Raw genomic sequence first — 18,399 nt, 5'->3', positions numbered from 1 at the left:
CAAAACTAAAAATTGATGTTATATGCTGTAACTTAAAACAGGTAACAAATACGTTGTATGGAAGAACTATGGAGGGAGAAGGTAGAAGTGATTTATAAAAGAAAAAGAGCGAAAAAGTTTATTGAACAATAACCATGATTAATTGTCAATAAAATATTTACACTCTTTACTTATTATTATTTAGTGGCAACTTGTACTTCAATTGCACTAAGCCCTTTTGGTCCTTTTTCGGTTTTAAAGGTAACCCTGTCATTTTCTTTAATAGGGTTAATTACACTGTTAATGTGTACAAAAATACTTTCCTGACTTTCATGGTCTCTAATAAACCCAAAGCCTTTAGAAGTATTAAAAAATGTAACTGTTCCTTTTCGAATCTCCTGACTTTCATCAATGTTTTCGGTTCTGGCAACAGCAATTTGAATGTCTTCTGAATTGATTTTAACCTTTTTGGTTGGATCTGGAGGGGTGGAAGTGATATTTCCATGCTCATCAACGTAAGCCATCATATCCTCAAGGCCCTTACCTTTGCTAGAGTTAGCTTTTCGCTCTTCTTTCTTTAACTCTTTATCCTTTTGTTTCTTTAATCTTTTCTTTTGATTTTCTTTTTTGCTAAAAGTTTCTGAGGATTTACCCATGTAATAGATTTTGATTTAATTTCTCGCAGATTCTCTGCATTGCAAAGGTAGTTATAAAAGATGGAAGATTTTGATTTTTAATTAGTTAAATAAAAGTAATTAGAATAAAGATTTATAACATTTTGTTTCAATTGTAAAAAGATACTAGTCAGCAGATTAAGCTCAGAATTTAACTAAGTAGAATAGTGCATTAGTAACATTGCTTTAACCTATATCAATTCAAATAACTAATTTAGTCGGTGAACAATCCTTTCAATGCGCAAAAACACCTTCTTCAATAATCGAACAACCCTTAATTGTAACGGTCGCTTGCTTAACCTGTCGACACCTAAAGTGATGGGTATTCTGAATATTACACCCGATTCTTTTTTTGATGGGGGAAAGTACAATTCAATAGATGAATCTCTTCGTCGTTGCGAGCAACTCTTAATAGACGGAGCCGATCTAATTGATATTGGTGCATATTCTTCCCGCCCTGGAGCTGCCGATGTTTCGGAACAGGAAGAAATTGAGCGATTACGTCCAATCCTTAAAGCCATTCAACAGCAATTTCCACAGGCAATACTTTCGATCGATACCTTCAGGGCTGAAGTTGCCAGGGTTTCGGTATTGGAAGGAGCTGCAATAATCAATGATATTTCTGGAGGAGAACTCGATAATAACATGTTTGCAACTGCTGCTAATTTGCAGGTTCCGTATATTTTAATGCATATGCGTGGCACGCCTGACACAATGCAGAAGCTTACTAAATACGACGATCTGGTAAGTGATATTATTAAGTATTTTGCCGAAAAGGTGAATAGGCTAAGAATGTTAGGCCTGCATGATATTATTCTTGATCCGGGTTTTGGTTTTGCCAAAACACTCGAACAGAACTATCAGTTAATGGCACATTTGAGTGAGCTGAAATTTTTTGATCTACCTATCCTTTCCGGTATATCACGCAAATCAATGATCTATAAACTTTTGGAAGTGGACGCTTCACACGCATTGAACGGAACTTCCGTTTTAAATATGGTATCGTTACAAAACGGAGCTAACATTTTGCGCGTTCACGACGTAAAAGAGGCTGTTGAGGTACGCAAGATCTTTTTGCAGCTTAATGAAAGTTATTGATAATGGGAAAATTGATAAATTGTCAATTTCATACTAACTGATGATGAAATCAATTACCATGGTCAATTATAAAATAACAAACATACTATGGAATCATTCGATTTAATGTTTTCTAACTTCGGCATATTCGACCTGATTGATATACTACTGGTAGCTATCCTAATTTACCTGTTTTATAATCTTCTTCGTGGAACTATTGCTATAAACATACTTATTGGCTATCTCCTTATTTACCTGTTTTACCTGTTGGTAAAATCATTAAATATGAGGCTGCTCACTCTGCTGTTCAATGGATTTTTCCAAGTGGGTGTAATTGCGCTTATTATCGTTTTTCAGCCTGAGATCCGAAAGTTTTTACTGATGATCGGAAAAAACTTTAAACTTTATCGGAACGAATACTGGTATCGTTTCTTCGTACGCAATAAAACCATTCAGCGCGAAGCGGAGCTTGCTCAACTAAAACCAATTTTGGATGCCTGCAAATCAATGCAAGAAAACAGTACGGGAGCCTTGATCATTTTTGCCAAAAATCCTGAGGAAGAGCATTTCTATAAAAATGGTGAAGAAATAGACGCCACAGTCTCTAAACGTCTCCTCGAATCAATATTTAATAAGTACAGCCCATTGCATGATGGAGCGGTAATTATTTGTGAAGGAAAAGTGATGGCCGCAGCTTGTATTTTGCCATTAACTGATAACCAGGAGCTCCCTCCTTACATGGGCTTGCGCCACCGTGCAGCATTAGGAATTTCGGAAGTAGCCGACGTTGTTGCCCTTGTTATTTCGGAAGAAACCGGCAACCTTGCGTATGCGCGTCAGGGCAAGATCAAATCAAATATTTCCCTGCACGATTTAGAGAAAAATCTTCGTAAGGATCTATTGTAATTTTTCAATAGAGATTTATTAATCCTCTGTTTGGAAAAATGTTGGCAGTCCATTCATATTCACCCTTATTGGAGCCTTTTGTCATAAAATTAACCTCCTATAAAACCTTCATTTGCTTGTTTTTTTGTAGCTTAAATAGTAAAACGCCCTCGCTATGGATGCTACTAATGTTGAAGTCCGCAATCTCACTGCCGATGATTATCTGCAATTAAAAGACTCGATGATTGTCGCTTATGAAGCCATCGGTGGTTATCATTGGTCGAGGCAAGATATTGAAAGGTTAATTTCAAAATTTCCGGAAGGGCAAATTTGTGTTACCATGAACGGCCAGGTAGTTGGATGTGCCTTGTCTATTGTTGTCCCTTATGAAAAATATGGCGACAAACATGATTATAAGCGAATAACCGGAAACTATACCTTTAATACACATGACGCCAAAGGCGATACTCTTTATGGCATAGAAGTTTTTATTCATCCTGATTATAGAGGCCTCCGATTGGCGAGAAGGCTTTATGATGCTCGTAAGTTTTTATGTGAAAGCTTAAACTTAGAAGGGATTATTGCTGGAGGTAGAATTCCGGGGTATCATGAATATGCTGACTCAATGACTCCTCGGGAATATATTGAAAAAGTAACGCAAAAAGAGATCTACGACTCCACACTGAGCTTTCAGCTTTCAAATGATTTTAGGGTTAAAAAAGTACTTAAGAATTATTTGCCTTATGACAATGAATCAAAAGGATATGCTACCCTACTGATTTGGCATAACGCTTTTTATGATCCAGATCAGCAGATGCTCCTTCGACGCGATTACATACGCATAGGCATTGTACAATGGCAGATGCGTCCATATAACAGCATTAAAGAGATTCTAATACATATGGAGTACTTTATTGATGCAGTTAGTGATTATCATTCTGATTTTGTTTTGTTTCCAGAATTGTTTAACGCCCCACTAATGGGCAAATTCAATAACCAGGCACCCAATGAAGCAATGAGAAGCTTAGCTGCATTTACTGATGAGCTAGTGGAAAACTTATCAAAGCTGGCAGTTTCATACAATGTAAATATTATTGCAGGCAGCATGCCTCAACTAGTTGATGGTAAGCTATACAATACTGCGTATTGCTTGCAGCGCTCAGGGGCAGTTGACTCCTATTGCAAAATACACCCAACTCCTGCTGAGAAAAGTGAATGGGCTTTTACTGGAGGAGATAAAGTTGCTGTTATTCAAACAGATGTTTGCAAAATAGGTATGCTAATTTGTTATGATGTGGAGTTTCCGGAACTAGGCCGTTTATTGGCCGAAGAAGGTATGCAAATTTTGTTCGTTCCTTTTTTAACAGACACCCAAAATGCCTATAACCGGGTACGAATTTGTGCACAGGCCAGGGCTATTGAAAATGAATGTTTTGTAGCCATTGCCGGCAATGTGGGAAACCTGCCTAAAGTAAATAATATGGATTTGCAGTTTGCTCAGTCGGCGATTTTTACCCCATCCGATTTTGCTTTTCCTGTTAACGCTATTCAGGCAGAAGCTACCCCTAACACCGAGACCATTGTAGTAGCTGATTTAGATCTCACTTTATTAAACGAATTGCACTATTACGGATCTGTAAGAACCTTAAACGACAGGAGAAAGGATCTGTACGAACTTAAATGGAAATAGAAAACAGCACGTAAGGTTGAGTTCACTACGTGCTGTTTTAGAGTATTTATTTTTGACTTCTCTTTAAATTGGGCAGAAATGCCGTTAACAAACCTATTAAAGGCAGAAATGCACAAACATGATACACATGTTGAATGCTGGTACTATCGGCTAAACGACCCAAGAGTGCGGAGCCAATTCCCCCCATCCCGAAGGCAAAACCAAAGAATAACCCGGCAACCATGCCCACTTTACCCGGTATAAGTTCCTGGGCATATACTAAAATGGCTGAAAATGCCGACGAAAGGATAATCCCTATAAATACACTTAATACACCTGTCCAGAAAAGATTCGCATACGGAAGCAATAAAGAAAACGGTGCTACACCCAGGATCGATATCCAAATCACATATTTACGCCCAATTCGATCGCCTACGGGGCCACCAATAAAGGTTCCTAAAGCAACCGAAAACAGGAAGATGAACAGGTAAACTTGCGAAGTTTGTACCGACAAGTGAAACTTATCCATCAGGTAAAAGGTGTAATAGCTGGTCATGCTAGCCATGTAAAAGTACTTCGAGAAAATAAGCACCAACAGAATTCCTACAGAGAAGATCACTTTTGCCCGTGAAAGCTTAGGCATATGCTCATGACTAACAGCCTTCTTTTTAGCTTGAATACGATGTGCGTTTTGCTTGTACCATTTACTAATATTTAGCATTACAACAATCGCCAATAGAGCAGCGAGAGAAAACCAAATGATATTCACCTGTCCGAAAGGAACAATGATAGCGGCTGCCAGTAATGGTCCAATAGAACTGCCTGCATTACCTCCTACCTGAAATAAGGATTGAGCCATTCCGTGCTTTCCGCCTGCCGCCATGTGGGCTAAACGAGAGGCTTCGGGATGAAAGATAGCTGAACCTACACCTACCATAGCAACTGAAACCAAAACCATTGGAAAACTGTGGGCAAATGCAAGGTTTACCAAACCGATTAGTGTGCTGGTCATGCCTATGGCTAATGAATAGGGCTGTGGACGCTTATCGGTATAAAGTCCTACCAAGGGCTGAAGTATAGATGCAGAAAGCTGAAAGCATAAAGTAATTAATCCGATTTGACTGAAGCTTAACTTAAGAGAATTCTTTACCAAAGGATAGATGGAAGGTATCAGCGATTGCATGGTATCATTAAGTAAATGTGAAAAACTTAATGCCAGCAATATAGAATATACAGTACTTTGGGCGGTTGTTTTGACTATCTCTACAGGTTCTTGTTCCAGTGTTTCGGTTTGAGCGTTTAAATTGGTCATATCATCTGATGTTTTAATGTTTAATTGTCGGATTACATTTATTCTCTGACAATCATTTATGAAAAGTATTATTTGTGTTTCGAGATGTTCTCTGCCAGGTTAATGGCTCTTTTTTCTTTTTTATCAATGATGGCCTGCAGCAAGGCTTCGTGAATGGCTTGCGAGTCGATAAAAGCCTGTGTGTTTTTGTGCAATTCCGCTAGTGCCTTTTTCATGTGATTAGCTACAGTTTGATACAGCTCCAGTAAGATCGAGTTTTGAGCTGCTTCAGCAATAGCTGTATGAAAATCGATATCCGCCTGAATGCATCCCGCAACATCCCCACTTTCAGCAAAATGCTTACGCTTAAGCAGGCTTTCTCTGATCCTTTCGATATCAGCATCTGTACGGTTTAGTGCTGCTTTTTCAACAATTTTCTCTTCAAGTAAAAAGCGAACTTCGTTTACTTCTTCATAACGTGCCTTCTCCAAACAGTTGGAAAGCATACCGTTTGATCCACTTAACGATGCAACAAAGGTTCCCGTTCCCTGCTGAACACGAAGCATGCCTTTTTGCGTTAAGATTTTCACCGCCTCCCTTATCGAGGAACGTCCAACACCAAATTTTTGCATTAGCTCAGGTTCCGTAGGCAGCTTATCTCCTATCATATAATCTCCCGAACAGATCAACTTTTTAATCCGGTCCGCCACTTCATCGGCTAAGCTTTTGCGTTTGATTATCGTATCGCTCATCGTATCATCTGATGAGTGTAAATTAGGGCAAAATGAAAAAAGATGCAAGTAAAAAGCTGGTTACTATTACGATGATCAGAAAAGATGTGAAAAGGAGATTTTGTAGTACTGTGGTCAGTCAACAACTTCGAAATGCCTTCTTATCAGGCTACAACTAAATTGATAGGAAGTGAAACCTTGAGGCGCACCAACAAATTTGATGCGCCCCAAAGTTTTAATTAATCATTATTGATCTTAACGTTATATTTCCCTTTTTTCAATATTTCTATGATAAAACGACATTGTTTTCTGGCATCTCCAGCCAGGATAGTATAGCTTATTTCACACTGCAGAGGATAGAAATGATTACGTATTCCAAATTTCTTACCATTCTGAAAAAATTGCCCCGATGAGTTTTCAACCTTTAAATCAGAAGGAAGGTAATCTGTAAAGGCACTTTTAATCGAAAACAAGATCTCGTTTTCATTCTCATCTACTTTTAAATTTTCATCAATCGTATAATTAAAGATACCTGAAGAAGAAGTTACTCTGTAGCTAACGTCTGTTGTAGTTGGTTTTGCAGGCCCAACATATTCATCATTTTTCCAGTATCCTGTCATAACTTGCTTCTTGCCATTTATTTTATACGAAAACTTCCCTTTGCCTTCCTTTTTTCCTCTCTTCCAAAACCCTTCATAAACATTCCCATTCTTAAACGTATAGGTACCTATTCCATCAGGCCAACCGTCCTTAAACTCTCCAACATAAACATCCTCCGCACCAATAGCTTTACCGTTTCCATCGGCTAATCCATTTAGGCAACTTCCTTTATACTCATTTGAGATCTTATCAAGAAGTACGCGGCATGTATCAGTTTGAGCTTTTGATCCTTTAGTAATAAATAGGATAATTATCATAAGGAGGAATCCTAAATTGGCTTTTTTTATTTGCATGGTTTTAAAAATTTTCACTTCCTGTAACGGTTCTTTTTTCCTTCCAAATTTGAGAGCTTTTAGAAGTAGATACCGAGGCCAAAATTAATTAAAAAAACAATTCAACCGCTCTTCGTGCTTCCTGATCTATTTTGTTGAGTGTAAAGCGTTTATGTTCAGCATAAAAGATCTTATAACAAAAAAGCCGAAGATAATTCTTCGGCTTTAGTTTCTATTTAAATACTGTTTCTTAGCAATATTGTTCGAATGCACCTACCAGGTTTTCGGCGATCATTTGAGCCGGACGGCCTTCAATATGATGACGCTCAATCATGTGAACCAATTTTCCATCTTTAAATAAGGCCATTGAAGGCGACGATGGAGGATAAGGCAACATAAATGAACGGGCTTTATCAACCGCATCTTTTTCCATACCGGCAAAAACGGTAACAATCTTACCGGGTTTTTTACCATTTTTAACTGCTAAACGAGCTGCCGGACGAGCATTTGCTGCAGCACAACCGCAAACAGAGTTTACTACTACAAACACAGTTCCTTCTGATGAAAGTGCCTTTTCAACATCATCGGCGGTCATTAACTGCTCAAAACCATCATTGGTTAATTCTTCGCGCATCGGCGCAACCATGTATTCTGGGTACATAATCTTATAAGTCTGATAATTGATACAAAATTAATAGGAATAACTTAAAGTTGACGTAATTGTTTTGTCAAAAACCTTTAGACCCGTTTTCTAAATTTCTATTTTAGTGTTCTATTTTGTTTATCGCTAATGCAATTGGGAAACTTTTTTACCGAAATCTGGCATCAAATTCCGTTTACTACCCTGTTTCTTGCCGTAGGCTATTTAGTGGCCTTTGTTTTTTCGGTAATTGTTATTTCCGAAAACAGGAGCCCGACAAAAACCATGGCCTACCTCCTTATCTTTTTTCTTTTGCCGGTTGTTGGCATTGTAATATACTATGTTTTTGGCGAAAACTACAGGAAGAAAAAGCTCTACGGTTTAAAAGCCCTGGAAGATGAAAAACTTCAACGACGGATCAACAACTATGTTTATCAGCTTACCGAAGAAAATTTAAAAGATAATTCGGAGGAGTTGAAGGACTACGAACGATTGGTTAGATTGCTAACTTATGAAGGGCGTTTCCCATTAACCGATAATAATAAAGTAAGCCTGTTGATAAATGGAGAAGAGAAGTTTCCGGCTTTGTTTGAAGCCCTGGAAAAGGCTACCCATCATATCCATCTCGAGTATTATATTATTGAAGAGGGTCATGTTGTGGACCGTCTTTTTGAAATATTGATTAGAAAGGCCCAACAGGGAGTACAGGTTCGGTTAATTTATGATGACTTTGGATGCTCGCTGAGTAAAAAGTTTTTAAAGCAGATAAAAGAAGCTGGCATACAGGCTATTCCTTTTTATAAAATTCATGTTCCGTTGTTATCTAACCGTCAAAATTATCGTGATCATCGAAAGATTGTGGTTATAGATGGTTTGGTGGGTTTCGTTGGAGGCATTAACCTTTCCGACAAATACCTTAATGTTGGAACCAATAATGAACTTTTCTGGAGAGACACTCATTTAAAGATTGAAGGAGAATCGGTTCGGTCATTGCAGTTGTTCTTTGCCCTAAACTGGAGCTTTTGCTGTGAAGAAGAGCTGTTCTTTCAACGCGAATATTTCCCGGACCATGAACTGGTTGGAAAGCAAATGGTTCAAACGGCCGTTAGTGGCCCCGATTCGGACAGGGCCAGCATCATGCTTAGCTATTTGTCGGCAATAAATAACGCAAAGCATTGCATATACATCACTACTCCATATTTTATCCCAAATGAAAGCATTGTGAACGCACTAAAAAATGCGGCATTAAGTAGGTTGGATGTACGATTATTGGTTCCAGGTAAATCAGATTCAAAATTTGTCAATGCAGCTTCCCAATCATACTATCAAGAGCTTTTGGAGTGCGGAGTTAGGATCTTCAGGTATCAAAAAGGGTTTGTTCATGCTAAGACAATGGTTGTTGACGATTTGATCTCTATGGTTGGAACCGCTAACATAGATATCCGAAGTTTCGACCTTAATTTTGAAGTGAATGCCATTGTTTTTGACCAGGATATCAACACCCAGCTAAAGCAAGCCTTTATGAACGATTTAAGCCTGAGCCGGGAAATATCTACCGCTTATTGGCATAAACGACGTTGGTTCAAGCATTTTTTCGAATCCTTGTGTCGATTATTATCCCCTATTTTATAGAGAATCAGTTTTAGCGACTGGAAATTTATTGTCCTATTTTAGGCTTCACAGAATCGAAAAAAATAACCACCAATCAATCAGATCGTTAGTTATTAAAAGCCAGTTTTGTTCGCTTAAATTTTAGTTATCGTTTTTAAATGTCATATAAAATTATAAATTAGGACTTTAGATAAGCGGGAGCTTTGGGATACTGCAAACGCAAAAATTACAACCAGGTTAAAGAGTAGTACTAGTTTACTCGTTGACTGTTATTAAAAATGTATGAAGCAAAAGGGCTGCCCTTTTGAAACAGGTCCTGCGCTTTCTCGGAATTAGCATAATCGGTACGCTCTACTTTTGACTGTTGCTCGGCAATGGTTCGACTATCAATAATGTGAAACGAAAATTCGCCTATTGACCCTTTCATATATTAAATTTTTGTCGTTCGGCTATCTTGTGGGGAGATAGTCGAACGAATTGTTTTTTATAGGTACCATGAAAAAACAATTCCTATGATCGCTTTTTCAGGAAATCAATTGCTTTCTCAGATATTACAGATGGAGACTCTTGCGGAGACTGATTTGAAGAAGTCAATTCTAAAAATCCCAATTCCTCTTTTAAGTTGTTCTTAACAAAACTCGTTGGAAGTATGGATGCTCCCAATCCGTCATTTATTAATTGAAGAATAGAACTAACGTTTTTCGATTCGTGCACCACTTGTGGTACAAAACCATAACTGGCGCAAAGTTGTAGCAAAGTATCGTAATAATAGGGCGATCTGCCGGCTTAGCGGTGGCTGTGAAATAAAAAGCTTTTCAGCGGCTTTCACAAAGCTTAATTCTTCTGCCAATGCCAGGAAATACTTTAAATGCCTTAACTCCATAAATACTTAATAGGTATTGTTAATTGACAAAATAAGTATTTTTAAGTCATAAACGATATTACTACTCTTGCTTAAACAAATCGCATATGAATAAATCAACAGTAGCAGAAATCAGGGAACGCTTTGACAATGATGTGGAACGTTTCTCCAATTTAGATACCGGTCAGTTGTCGACCATTGATGCCAAAGTTTCGTTGGAGTTAATTACTGAATCAGCAAAACGCATTGTGCCTAATGCCTCAACTATATTGGATATAGGTTGCGGAGCTGGGAATTATACCTTGATGATGCTTTCTAAATTACCTAATCTGAACTGCACATTGGTTGACTTAAGCAAACCAATGTTGGATAAGGCTTTTGAACGGGTATCGGCACAAACAAACGGCAAGGTGGATGTTATTCAAAGTGATATTCGTGAGGCTGAATTAAACGATAATCAGTATGATATAATTTTAGCAGGAGCTGTTTTGCACCATTTACGTGATGATACAGACTGGGAAACCACCTTTACCAAATTGTATAAATTATTAAAACCCGGAGGTTGTTTAATGATTTCGGACTTAATTACTCAAGATACCGAATTTTTAAACGAGTATACCTGGGAACGCTATGGTGATTATTTGGAGAGTATAGGTGGTAAAGAATATCGGCAAAAGGTGCTTGATTATGTTGCCAAAGAAGACTCTCCCCGATCAATGAATTATCAGTTGGATCTGATGAAAAAAGTAGGCTTTACCAGTGTTGAGATCTTGCATAAGAATATGTGTTTTGGAGCTTTTGGGGGAATTAAATAATACCAACAAAGTGATTTTTAGATAATTTTTAAAAGGCCTGAACATTGAATTCAGGCCTTTTAACATTACGGGATATAACGCTGGCCAATCTTTCAATATTGAAAACAGGTAAGGCAAAAGCAATTCGATTTAGTACGCTTGAGGCAATTGCAAAGCCTTGAATTGCCAGCCCGGAGACATACTGGAATTCATAGATGAATATGAGCCTGGTTCTCTACTAAAAAGTTTACTTATCTTGCTGATAGGTAAACTTTTTACTTTTAACCATGAAAACCTTAATTACACTGGCATTTTCTTCCATTCTACTAGCTTGCTTTAATCAGCAAAAACCTGCCGAAGGTTTAAAAATCACTCACCTTACCGGTGATTTTTATGTTTACACAACTTACAAAAACTTTGGAGGTACTATTATTCCATCAAATAGCATGTATCTGCTGACTAAAGCCGGTCTGGTAATGTTTGATACTCCTTGGGATTCAACCCAATTTCAACCTTTGCTCGATAGCATTGAAAAACGACATCATCAGAAAGTGGTGTTGGCCATTTCAACCCATTATCACGCGGATCGCACTGCAGGGTTGGAATTCTTAAAACAACAACGTGTTAAAACCTATACCTCAAAGCAAACCTACGACTTGTGTAAAACCCACAATGAAAAACAGGCGCAGTATTACTTTAATGCCGACACTACCTTTACGGTTGGAGAGTATAGCTTTGCAACTGTTTATCCCGGAGCAGGTCATACCAAAGACAATATTGTGATCTGGTTCCCTAAGGAGAAGATACTTTATGGAGGCTGCTTTGTGAAAAGTACCCAAAGTCCTGACTTAGGAAATGTGGCTGATGCAGATGTTAAAGCCTGGCCCACTAGTGTAAAAAATGTATTGAATAAATGTCCCGATCCGCAGTATGTTATTCCCGGACATTTTAGCTGGGAGAATCCTAAAAGTCTGGATTACACACTTCAGCTTTTGAAGGATTATAAACCTGATAAGCAATAAAAGATTTTAGAGGCATTAACATTGAAAATAGTTAGTGCCTCTAATCTTAACAGGCACATTGATTTTTTTGCCCGTTTTCTGTTTTTACTTTGGTTCCTTCGGTGGCATAGCCATCAAACTTCCACCATTCAATTCCTCCAATTAACTCCTTCACTTTAAAGCCCAACCTAGTCATATTTAAAGCACCCTTTGTTGACGCATTACAGCCTATTCCATCGCAATAGGTAACGTATAATACATCCTTATCTAAATGTTGGGTAGTTTCCAAATTCATTTCGCGATGAGGAATATTGATTGCCGAGGGAATATGTTCAGCTTCATAGCCGAAAGCTTTTCGAGCATCTAAAGGAATGATCTTTTCTCCCTTGTTTAAGGCTTCGAACAAATCAGAAGGGTCCATTTCAAAAGCCAGTTTATTTCCATAATGTTTAATTTGTTCGTTCATATGCTAATTGTTTTAAGTTTGTGAATAGCACAAAACTATACGCATCATACTTTTGATAAAAACGAAAAGATTTAATGCATTGCATTAATAATTTTCATGTAAAACTTCAGCACTTTATTGGCAGTTTTGGAAATAGCATTAAGTTGAACTAATGGAGATAAGACATTTACGTTTAATAAAATCGATTGTTGAAGAGGGCAGCATCACGAAGGCAATTGACAAGTTACATCTTACCCAATCGGCGTTAAGCCATCAGTTGAAAGAGGCCGAGTACCAGCTCGGCATTAAGATTTTTAACAGAGCCAATAAAAAGCTCACACTCACAAAGGCTGGAGAAAAGATCTATGAAACCGCCAATGAAATTTTAAATAAACTCGCCGAAACACAAAAGGAAATAAAGGCAATGGTTTACGGTGAAATTGGGGAAATTCGCATCAGTACCGAATGTTACTCGAGTTATCACTGGCTGCCATCAGTGCTAAAGCAATTTCATTTACTGTATCCGAATGTCGAATTGAAAATTGTGATGGAAGCCACGCATTATCCCTTGCAAAAACTGTTAGATGATGTGTTGGATGTAGCCATTGTTAGTGATCCGATAAAAAACGAAAACATAAGATACATCGAACTATTTCAGGATGAGATGCTAATGGTGGTTTCCGAAAATCATCATTGGAGTACTAAAAAATATGTTTTAGCAGAAGATTTTGCTTCAGAACATTTGATCATTCATTCGCTGCCACTGGAAACAGTTACCGTTCATCAGTTTGTTCTAGCACCCGCCAATGTTAAACCCAAAAAGATCACGCCGCTTCCATTAACCGAAGCTTCTATTGAAATGGTAAAGGCAGATATGGGTGTAATGTCGATGGCAAAATGGTCGCTGCAGCCTTATTTAAAGAATAATCCTAATCTAAAAGCTATTAAAATTGGCAAAAACGGGTTGAAGCGAAAGCATTATATAGCAGTTTCAGCTAATAAAACCTACCCTGAGTATTTCAATCATTTTATTGAGTTCTTACAAACCGAGATCAATTTACAATGGAATATCTAATACGATCTATTGAAGAATGGGACTTGCCTGAATTAGTAATCCTTTGTCAAAAGCACGCTGAATATGAAAGAGCAGTCTATCAGTCGGCGGGCAAGGAAGAACTATTGCGAATTGCTCTTTTTTCAGCCATTCCAAAACTGTTCGCGTTAGTTGTAGAAAGCAACAATAAGGTGGTTGGATATTCAACGTACACATTTGATTTTTCCACCTGGGATGCTGCTTTGTTTTTACATATGGATTGCCTTTATCTGGAATCCGAGTTTAGAAGTACCGGAATTGGAGCTGTGCTTATTGAAAGATTAACACATGTAGCCGTTGATAAAGGTTGTGTAAATATCCAATGGCAAACGCCGATATTTAATGAACGAGCCATAAAATTCTACAATCGATTAGAAGCAATTGGAAAAGAAAAAATGCGGTTTTCGTTAGAATTGACTCAATCATAAAAAAATCCCGTTTCCATCTTGTTAGGCTGTTGCGTACCTTTGCACAAAATTTATAATAGTATGTCAACTATCAGTAAATCAAAAATTGATTTGAGTTTGCCTTACAAGGTAAAAGATATGTCGCTGGCTGAATGGGGCCGCAAGGAAATTGAATTGGCAGAAGCCGAAATGCCAGGTTTAATGGCTATTCGTGCTGAGTATGGTGATTCAAAACCATTAAAAGGCGCACGCATTGCAGGTTGCTTGCACATGACCATTCAAACAGCAGTTCTTATTGAAACATTAGCGCATTTAGGCGCTGAGGTTCGTTGGAGTTCATGTAATATTTTCTCAACTCAGGATCATGCTGCTGCTGCTATTGCTGCTGCAGGTATCCCTGTTTTTGCCTGGAAAGGCATGAATGCACAGGAGTTCGACTGGTGTATTGAGCAAACATTATTCTTCGGATCTGAAGACAAACCGTTGAACATGATCTTAGATGATGGTGGCGATTTGACCAACATGGTATTTGATGTTTACACCGAGTTGATCGATGGCATTAAAGGTCTTTCTGAAGAAACCACTACAGGCGTTCACCGTTTACATGAGCGTATGAAAAACGGCACTTTATACATGCCGGCTATCAACGTAAACGATTCAGTTACTAAATCAAAATTCGATAACAAATACGGTTGCCGCGAGTCGTTGGTAGATGCTATTCGTCGTGCTACCGATGTAATGTTGGCAGGTAAAGTAGCTGTTGTTGCAGGTTATGGCGATGTAGGTAAAGGTTCAGCTGAATCATTAAGCTCTGCAGGTGTTCGTGTAATTGTAACTGAAATCGACCCGATCTGTGCATTACAGGCAGCAATGGAAGGTTACGAAGTGAAGAAAATGAAAGATGCCGTTAAAGAGGCTGACATCGTGGTAACCGCTACTGGTAACTATAACATTGTAACCGGCGAACATTTCAAATCATTAAAAGACAAAGCCATTGTTTGTAACATTGGCCACTTCGATAATGAAATTGATATGGCCTGGTTAAACAAAAACTATGGCAACACCAAAATAGAGATCAAACCTCAGGTAGATAAATACACCATTGATGGTAAAGATGTGATTGTTTTGGCAGAAGGTCGCTTGGTGAACTTAGGTTGTGCAACTGGTCACCCTTCATTTGTAATGTCTAACTCGTTTACAAACCAAACATTGGCGCAGTTAGAGTTATGGTTACATACTGATAACTACGAAAACAAAGTGTACACTTTGCCTAAGCATTTAGATGAGAAAGTAGCTCGTTTACACTTAGCTAAAATTGGCGTTGAGTTAGATGAACTGACTGCTGAGCAAGCAGCTTACATTGGCGTTTCCGTTGATGGTCCGTTTAAACCGGAAGCGTACAGATATTAATAATTAGCTATTGGCAAATAGCCATTTGCTTTTAGCATAACTTTAGCGCCTCTGCGCCTTTGCGGTTATATTTTAACGCAGAGACACAGAGGCGCTGATGTTTTATAAATGATAAAAATTGATCGTATGAGTAATAACGATGTCATTAAAAAACTTCGGGTAGCTCTGAAACTAAAGGATTCAGATATTGTCGAAATATTGGCTTTGGTAGATTTTCGAATTACAGCTACTGAGCTTTCGGCTTTTTTCAGAGCCGAAGATCATCCAAATTTTAAACCAATGGGGGATCAAATTCTTCGTAATTTCCTCAATGGTTTAATAATTTATAAAAGAGGGGTTAGAGAAGAACGGCCAAAAAAAGATGCTGCGCAATAAGTAAAATGCCTTTCTTCTTTGGAATTCCACTTACGCATTTTTCATCTTATCTAACACCTTCTTAACTTCCTGGAAGTTTACGGGTTCGGGTCCGGCAAATAAAGTATCTGATAAATACTCAATATGAATTTCTGACTCGGTGAGTTTAAACAAGGCCGGCTTATTAAAATCTAGTTCAATATAACAGTCCATGATACTTTTCATTAATCTACCGTCAATATCCCCGGTTAATTTTGGCCCTTCGTAAAAAACCTGCAAGATCTCATTCTGATTGATTTGAGGAATAATTATTTCTTTGATCTTGTTTTGAATAGACTTTTTAGATGGATAAAAGAATACCACACGTCCTAATAAATTGTCTAGATATTCATGATTAGATTTGATTTGTTTGTAGCTATTAATTCCCCACCGAATTGTTAGCAGTAAAATAACCAAGCCCAAAACGATTCGGAAGTAACCATTGTCTGCAATCCCCCAATAGAGAATTACTGCCCCAATTTCGACTCCGATAATTGCATTTCTAATTAAGTTAAGAATCTCCTTTTTCTTTTTCATGGATCGTGTAAATTCAGTCATAAAAGCGTATTATGACATAGCTTTGTAATTTCTACTAACGAAATGTAATTCGCTTATACCCCTTCAAACTCTTTCGGATATTTTACAGTGCCACTTATACCTTTAAGCCCGTCAGTAACTAACTCAATCGCCATGAACACTTCTGATGGAACATCAAACGGCGCTTTAATATTCCAACGGCTAGCTGGAGCGAAACCAAATCTGGGGTAATAATGTTCGTGTCCCAAAACAATAACTGACTTGTAGTTTAATTCGCGGGCTTTTTCTAATCCGTTTTTTATGAGCAGTCCACCAATCCCTTGCTTTTGATAGTCCGGTTTAACGGCCATTGGCGCAAGTCCTAAATTTTCAAATTCATTTTGATGATCGTCGACAATTGTAATCTTCGAAAAAAGTATATGCCCTACCAACTGATCATCAACAAAAGCAACTAATGACAACTCCGGAACAAAGGCATTGCTGTTGCGCAAAAGGTCTACAAGTTTCGCTTCGTTATCCTGTCCAAAACCCAAACGATTTATTTCGTAAATAGCTTTGATATTATCGACGCTTTCTTGCTTAATAATTACTCTCATTTCTTCGATCGTATATGAACACTCAATATTACCATTTTGCATTAGCACATTGCTATATCTACTTTTCTTTAAAAGCGAAAACACAAACGAATCCCTTCGTAACAGCTTAGCATCTTGTAAACAAGTAATTATTTCGGTTGAATCAAATAAGGATTCACTTTCAATTCTCGTACAATATCAACAATGGTTTTTTGAGCTTTAACGCTATTGCCCGCTTCATCTAACGGAGGTGAAATAACAGCAATACCAAATTTGCCAGGGCATACAGCTATCAAACCTCCCCCAACGCCACTTTTACCTGGCAATCCTGTAGCATATAACCATTGGCCCGAGTCGTCATATAAACCCGCAGTAGCCATTACTGGCAAAACAAATTGGCAAGTTTCTGCCGATACTACTTTCTTCTTCGAAACCGGATTAACACCACCATTAGCAAGCGTTGCAGCCATTACAGCAAGTTCTTTTGCGTTCACATTAATAGCACATTGCTTTGTGTAAATATCTGTTGACTGCACCGGATCGAAATACATACGCCCATAGGCCAGCAATAAATGGGCAATAGCCTGATTACGTAAATTATCACCCGCTTCACTTATATACACTGGCCGGTTTATATAGAGCGGGCTTGCGGCAAACTCACTATGCGTTTGCAATATATTTTTCCATTTTGCCGCAGAGTCAACACCATTGATCATGCTTACTGCAGCAATTGCACCCGGGTTAACCAATGGATTAATTTCCTTTCCTTTTTGTAGTTCAATAGCCACAATGGAATTGAAGCGCAAACCAGTAGCATCTACACCAATTTTATCAAGCACGGCTTGGGCCCCCGATTCCTCTATCACTTTTGCAAGCGTAAATACTTTGGATATAGATTGTATAGATACACGGGCTTCTAAATTTCCTTTTGTAAATATCCTGCCATCAACAGTAACAATGGCAATCTCGTAAATGTCGGGGTCTACATTGGCAAGTTCTTTAATATAGTCTGCGTTTTTTCCTTCTTTCAGATCCTTGAATTTCGTGTAGGCATTGTCGATAGCAGACTGGAATGGTAAATCAATTTTTGGTATGTTCTTTTTTTGTGCGTTACTACCCAGAGCTATAAGCAATAGTATTGATAATAATAGCTTTTTCATTGTTTAACGGGTTTAGTTTTTGATGAAACAAGGTTTATACTAAGTAAGTCTTCCTGAAAGGGGCGTATTATTGAATACATTTAAAAGTGACGACGATAGAAGATACAAGCAATTATTGCATATTTATTCATATAGAAATGTACGCATTTTTGCCGGCGTTACGTAGCAAACTGTCCGGGAGGCATGGTGGCGCCGTAAAAAAGGCAACCACAGAGTAACACAGAGTTTCACGT

At 38.1% G+C, this 18,399-nt stretch carries 21 protein-coding genes and 2 pseudogenes; 11 read left to right on the top strand and 12 right to left on the bottom strand.

Features of this window, described 5'->3' with window-relative positions; translation table 11 throughout:
- Positions 1-176: 176 nt before the first annotated feature.
- Positions 177-635 carry a cold-shock protein gene (locus tag NF867_RS04120; RefSeq protein WP_252586295.1) on the bottom strand — a complete coding sequence of 153 codons (459 nt, stop codon included), beginning with the start codon at positions 633-635 and terminating at the stop codon, positions 177-179.
- A 255-nt stretch (positions 636-890) separates the two neighbouring features.
- Here NF867_RS04120 and folP point away from each other — a divergent pair, with 255 nt between their 5' ends.
- The 3 genes from folP to NF867_RS04105 all read left to right on the top strand — a co-directional run bounded on the left by folP (position 891) and on the right by NF867_RS04105 (position 4,305).
- Complete coding sequence (gene folP / locus NF867_RS04115) at positions 891-1,751, top strand: dihydropteroate synthase (RefSeq protein ID WP_252586293.1); 861 nt, start codon at positions 891-893, stop codon at positions 1,749-1,751.
- An 87-nt stretch (positions 1,752-1,838) separates the two neighbouring features.
- On the top strand, positions 1,839-2,636 hold the full coding sequence (gene cdaA, locus NF867_RS04110; RefSeq protein WP_252586292.1) for a diadenylate cyclase CdaA: 798 nt from the start codon (positions 1,839-1,841) through the stop codon (positions 2,634-2,636).
- 154 nt (positions 2,637-2,790) lie between these two features.
- Positions 2,791-4,305 carry a carbon-nitrogen hydrolase family protein gene (locus NF867_RS04105; RefSeq protein ID WP_252586290.1) on the top strand — a complete coding sequence of 505 codons (1,515 nt, stop codon included), beginning with the start codon at positions 2,791-2,793 and terminating at the stop codon, positions 4,303-4,305.
- A gap of 46 nt (positions 4,306-4,351) precedes the next feature.
- Here the strand turns inward: NF867_RS04105 and NF867_RS04100 are convergent, their stop codons facing one another.
- The 4 genes from NF867_RS04100 to NF867_RS04085 form a co-directional block, all read right to left on the bottom strand.
- Positions 4,352-5,596, bottom strand: a complete 1,245-nt coding sequence (locus tag NF867_RS04100; protein WP_252586289.1) for an MFS transporter — start codon at positions 5,594-5,596, stop codon at positions 4,352-4,354.
- A 68-nt stretch (positions 5,597-5,664) separates the two neighbouring features.
- On the bottom strand, positions 5,665-6,327 hold the full coding sequence (locus NF867_RS04095) for a FadR/GntR family transcriptional regulator (protein ID WP_252586288.1): 663 nt from the start codon (positions 6,325-6,327) through the stop codon (positions 5,665-5,667).
- Between the two features lie 218 nt (positions 6,328-6,545).
- A complete protein-coding gene (locus NF867_RS04090) occupies positions 6,546-7,259 on the bottom strand; it encodes an MORN repeat-containing protein (protein WP_252586287.1) in 714 nt (237 codons plus the stop codon).
- A gap of 229 nt (positions 7,260-7,488) precedes the next feature.
- The gene (locus tag NF867_RS04085; RefSeq protein ID WP_252586286.1) at positions 7,489-7,899 is read right to left on the bottom strand and encodes a BrxA/BrxB family bacilliredoxin; all 411 of its coding nucleotides are present in this window, start codon (positions 7,897-7,899) and stop codon (positions 7,489-7,491) included.
- 129 nt (positions 7,900-8,028) lie between these two features.
- Between NF867_RS04085 and cls the strand changes: the two genes are divergently transcribed.
- The gene (gene cls, locus NF867_RS04080; RefSeq protein WP_252586285.1) at positions 8,029-9,510 is read left to right on the top strand and encodes a cardiolipin synthase; all 1,482 of its coding nucleotides are present in this window, start codon (positions 8,029-8,031) and stop codon (positions 9,508-9,510) included.
- A 229-nt stretch (positions 9,511-9,739) separates the two neighbouring features.
- Here the strand turns inward: cls and NF867_RS04075 are convergent, their stop codons facing one another.
- From NF867_RS04075 to NF867_RS18445, 3 genes and pseudogenes are all read right to left on the bottom strand, one after another.
- Entirely contained in the window at positions 9,740-9,916 is a 177-nt protein-coding gene (locus NF867_RS04075) for a hypothetical protein (RefSeq protein ID WP_252586284.1), read from the bottom strand.
- A gap of 83 nt (positions 9,917-9,999) precedes the next feature.
- Complete coding sequence (locus NF867_RS04070) at positions 10,000-10,245, bottom strand: LysR family transcriptional regulator substrate-binding protein (RefSeq protein ID WP_252586282.1); 246 nt, start codon at positions 10,243-10,245, stop codon at positions 10,000-10,002.
- 19 nt (positions 10,246-10,264) lie between these two features.
- Positions 10,265-10,372 (bottom strand): annotated as a pseudogene (locus tag NF867_RS18445) (LysR family transcriptional regulator); the annotation flags it as partial.
- Positions 10,373-10,458: 86 nt separating this feature from the next.
- On the opposite strand from NF867_RS18445, the gene NF867_RS04060 reads away from it, so the two are divergent.
- The 3 genes and pseudogenes from NF867_RS04060 to bla all read left to right on the top strand — a co-directional run bounded on the left by NF867_RS04060 (position 10,459) and on the right by bla (position 12,167).
- Positions 10,459-11,166, top strand: a complete 708-nt coding sequence (locus NF867_RS04060) for a class I SAM-dependent methyltransferase (RefSeq protein WP_252586281.1) — start codon at positions 10,459-10,461, stop codon at positions 11,164-11,166.
- 44 nt (positions 11,167-11,210) lie between these two features.
- Positions 11,211-11,485, top strand: a pseudogene (locus tag NF867_RS18440) (helix-turn-helix domain-containing protein).
- The gene (bla, locus tag NF867_RS04050) at positions 11,433-12,167 is read left to right on the top strand and encodes a BlaB/IND/MUS family subclass B1 metallo-beta-lactamase (RefSeq protein WP_252586280.1); all 735 of its coding nucleotides are present in this window, start codon (positions 11,433-11,435) and stop codon (positions 12,165-12,167) included. Before NF867_RS18440 ends, bla begins: the two are co-directional and overlap by 53 nt.
- Positions 12,168-12,213: 46 nt before the next feature.
- Here the strand turns inward: bla and NF867_RS04045 are convergent, their stop codons facing one another.
- Positions 12,214-12,612 (bottom strand): rhodanese-like domain-containing protein, encoded by a 399-nt coding sequence (locus NF867_RS04045; protein ID WP_252586279.1) that lies wholly within the window; start codon positions 12,610-12,612, stop codon positions 12,214-12,216.
- A 151-nt stretch (positions 12,613-12,763) separates the two neighbouring features.
- On the opposite strand from NF867_RS04045, the gene NF867_RS04040 reads away from it, so the two are divergent.
- From NF867_RS04040 to NF867_RS04025, 4 genes are all read left to right on the top strand, one after another.
- Entirely contained in the window at positions 12,764-13,666 is a 903-nt protein-coding gene (locus tag NF867_RS04040; protein ID WP_252586277.1) for a LysR family transcriptional regulator, read from the top strand.
- The gene (locus NF867_RS04035) at positions 13,654-14,112 is read left to right on the top strand and encodes a GNAT family N-acetyltransferase (RefSeq protein ID WP_252586275.1); all 459 of its coding nucleotides are present in this window, start codon (positions 13,654-13,656) and stop codon (positions 14,110-14,112) included. Before NF867_RS04040 ends, NF867_RS04035 begins: the two co-directional genes overlap by 13 nt.
- 60 nt (positions 14,113-14,172) lie before the next feature.
- Complete coding sequence (ahcY, locus tag NF867_RS04030) at positions 14,173-15,501, top strand: adenosylhomocysteinase (protein WP_252586274.1); 1,329 nt, start codon at positions 14,173-14,175, stop codon at positions 15,499-15,501.
- A 108-nt stretch (positions 15,502-15,609) separates the two neighbouring features.
- Positions 15,610-15,876 (top strand): DUF1456 family protein, encoded by a 267-nt coding sequence (locus tag NF867_RS04025; RefSeq protein WP_252586272.1) that lies wholly within the window; start codon positions 15,610-15,612, stop codon positions 15,874-15,876.
- A 30-nt stretch (positions 15,877-15,906) separates the two neighbouring features.
- On the opposite strand, the gene NF867_RS04020 is transcribed toward NF867_RS04025, so the two are convergent.
- The 3 genes from NF867_RS04020 to glsA all read right to left on the bottom strand — a co-directional run bounded on the left by NF867_RS04020 (position 15,907) and on the right by glsA (position 18,166).
- Positions 15,907-16,431 carry a hypothetical protein gene (locus NF867_RS04020; protein ID WP_252586270.1) on the bottom strand — a complete coding sequence of 175 codons (525 nt, stop codon included), beginning with the start codon at positions 16,429-16,431 and terminating at the stop codon, positions 15,907-15,909.
- 74 nt (positions 16,432-16,505) lie between these two features.
- A complete protein-coding gene (locus NF867_RS04015; protein ID WP_252586269.1) occupies positions 16,506-17,027 on the bottom strand; it encodes a GNAT family N-acetyltransferase in 522 nt (173 codons plus the stop codon).
- Positions 17,028-17,155: 128 nt separating this feature from the next.
- Positions 17,156-18,166, bottom strand: a complete 1,011-nt coding sequence (gene glsA / locus NF867_RS04010) for a glutaminase A (protein WP_252586267.1) — start codon at positions 18,164-18,166, stop codon at positions 17,156-17,158.
- Positions 18,167-18,399 lie beyond the last annotated feature (233 nt).

The sequence above is a fragment of the Solitalea agri genome (assembly GCF_023914155.1).
Taxonomy (GTDB): domain Bacteria; phylum Bacteroidota; class Bacteroidia; order Sphingobacteriales; family Sphingobacteriaceae; genus Solitalea; species Solitalea agri.
Note: the sequence above shows the minus strand (reverse complement) of the source record. Positions and strands in the feature narration are given on the sequence as shown.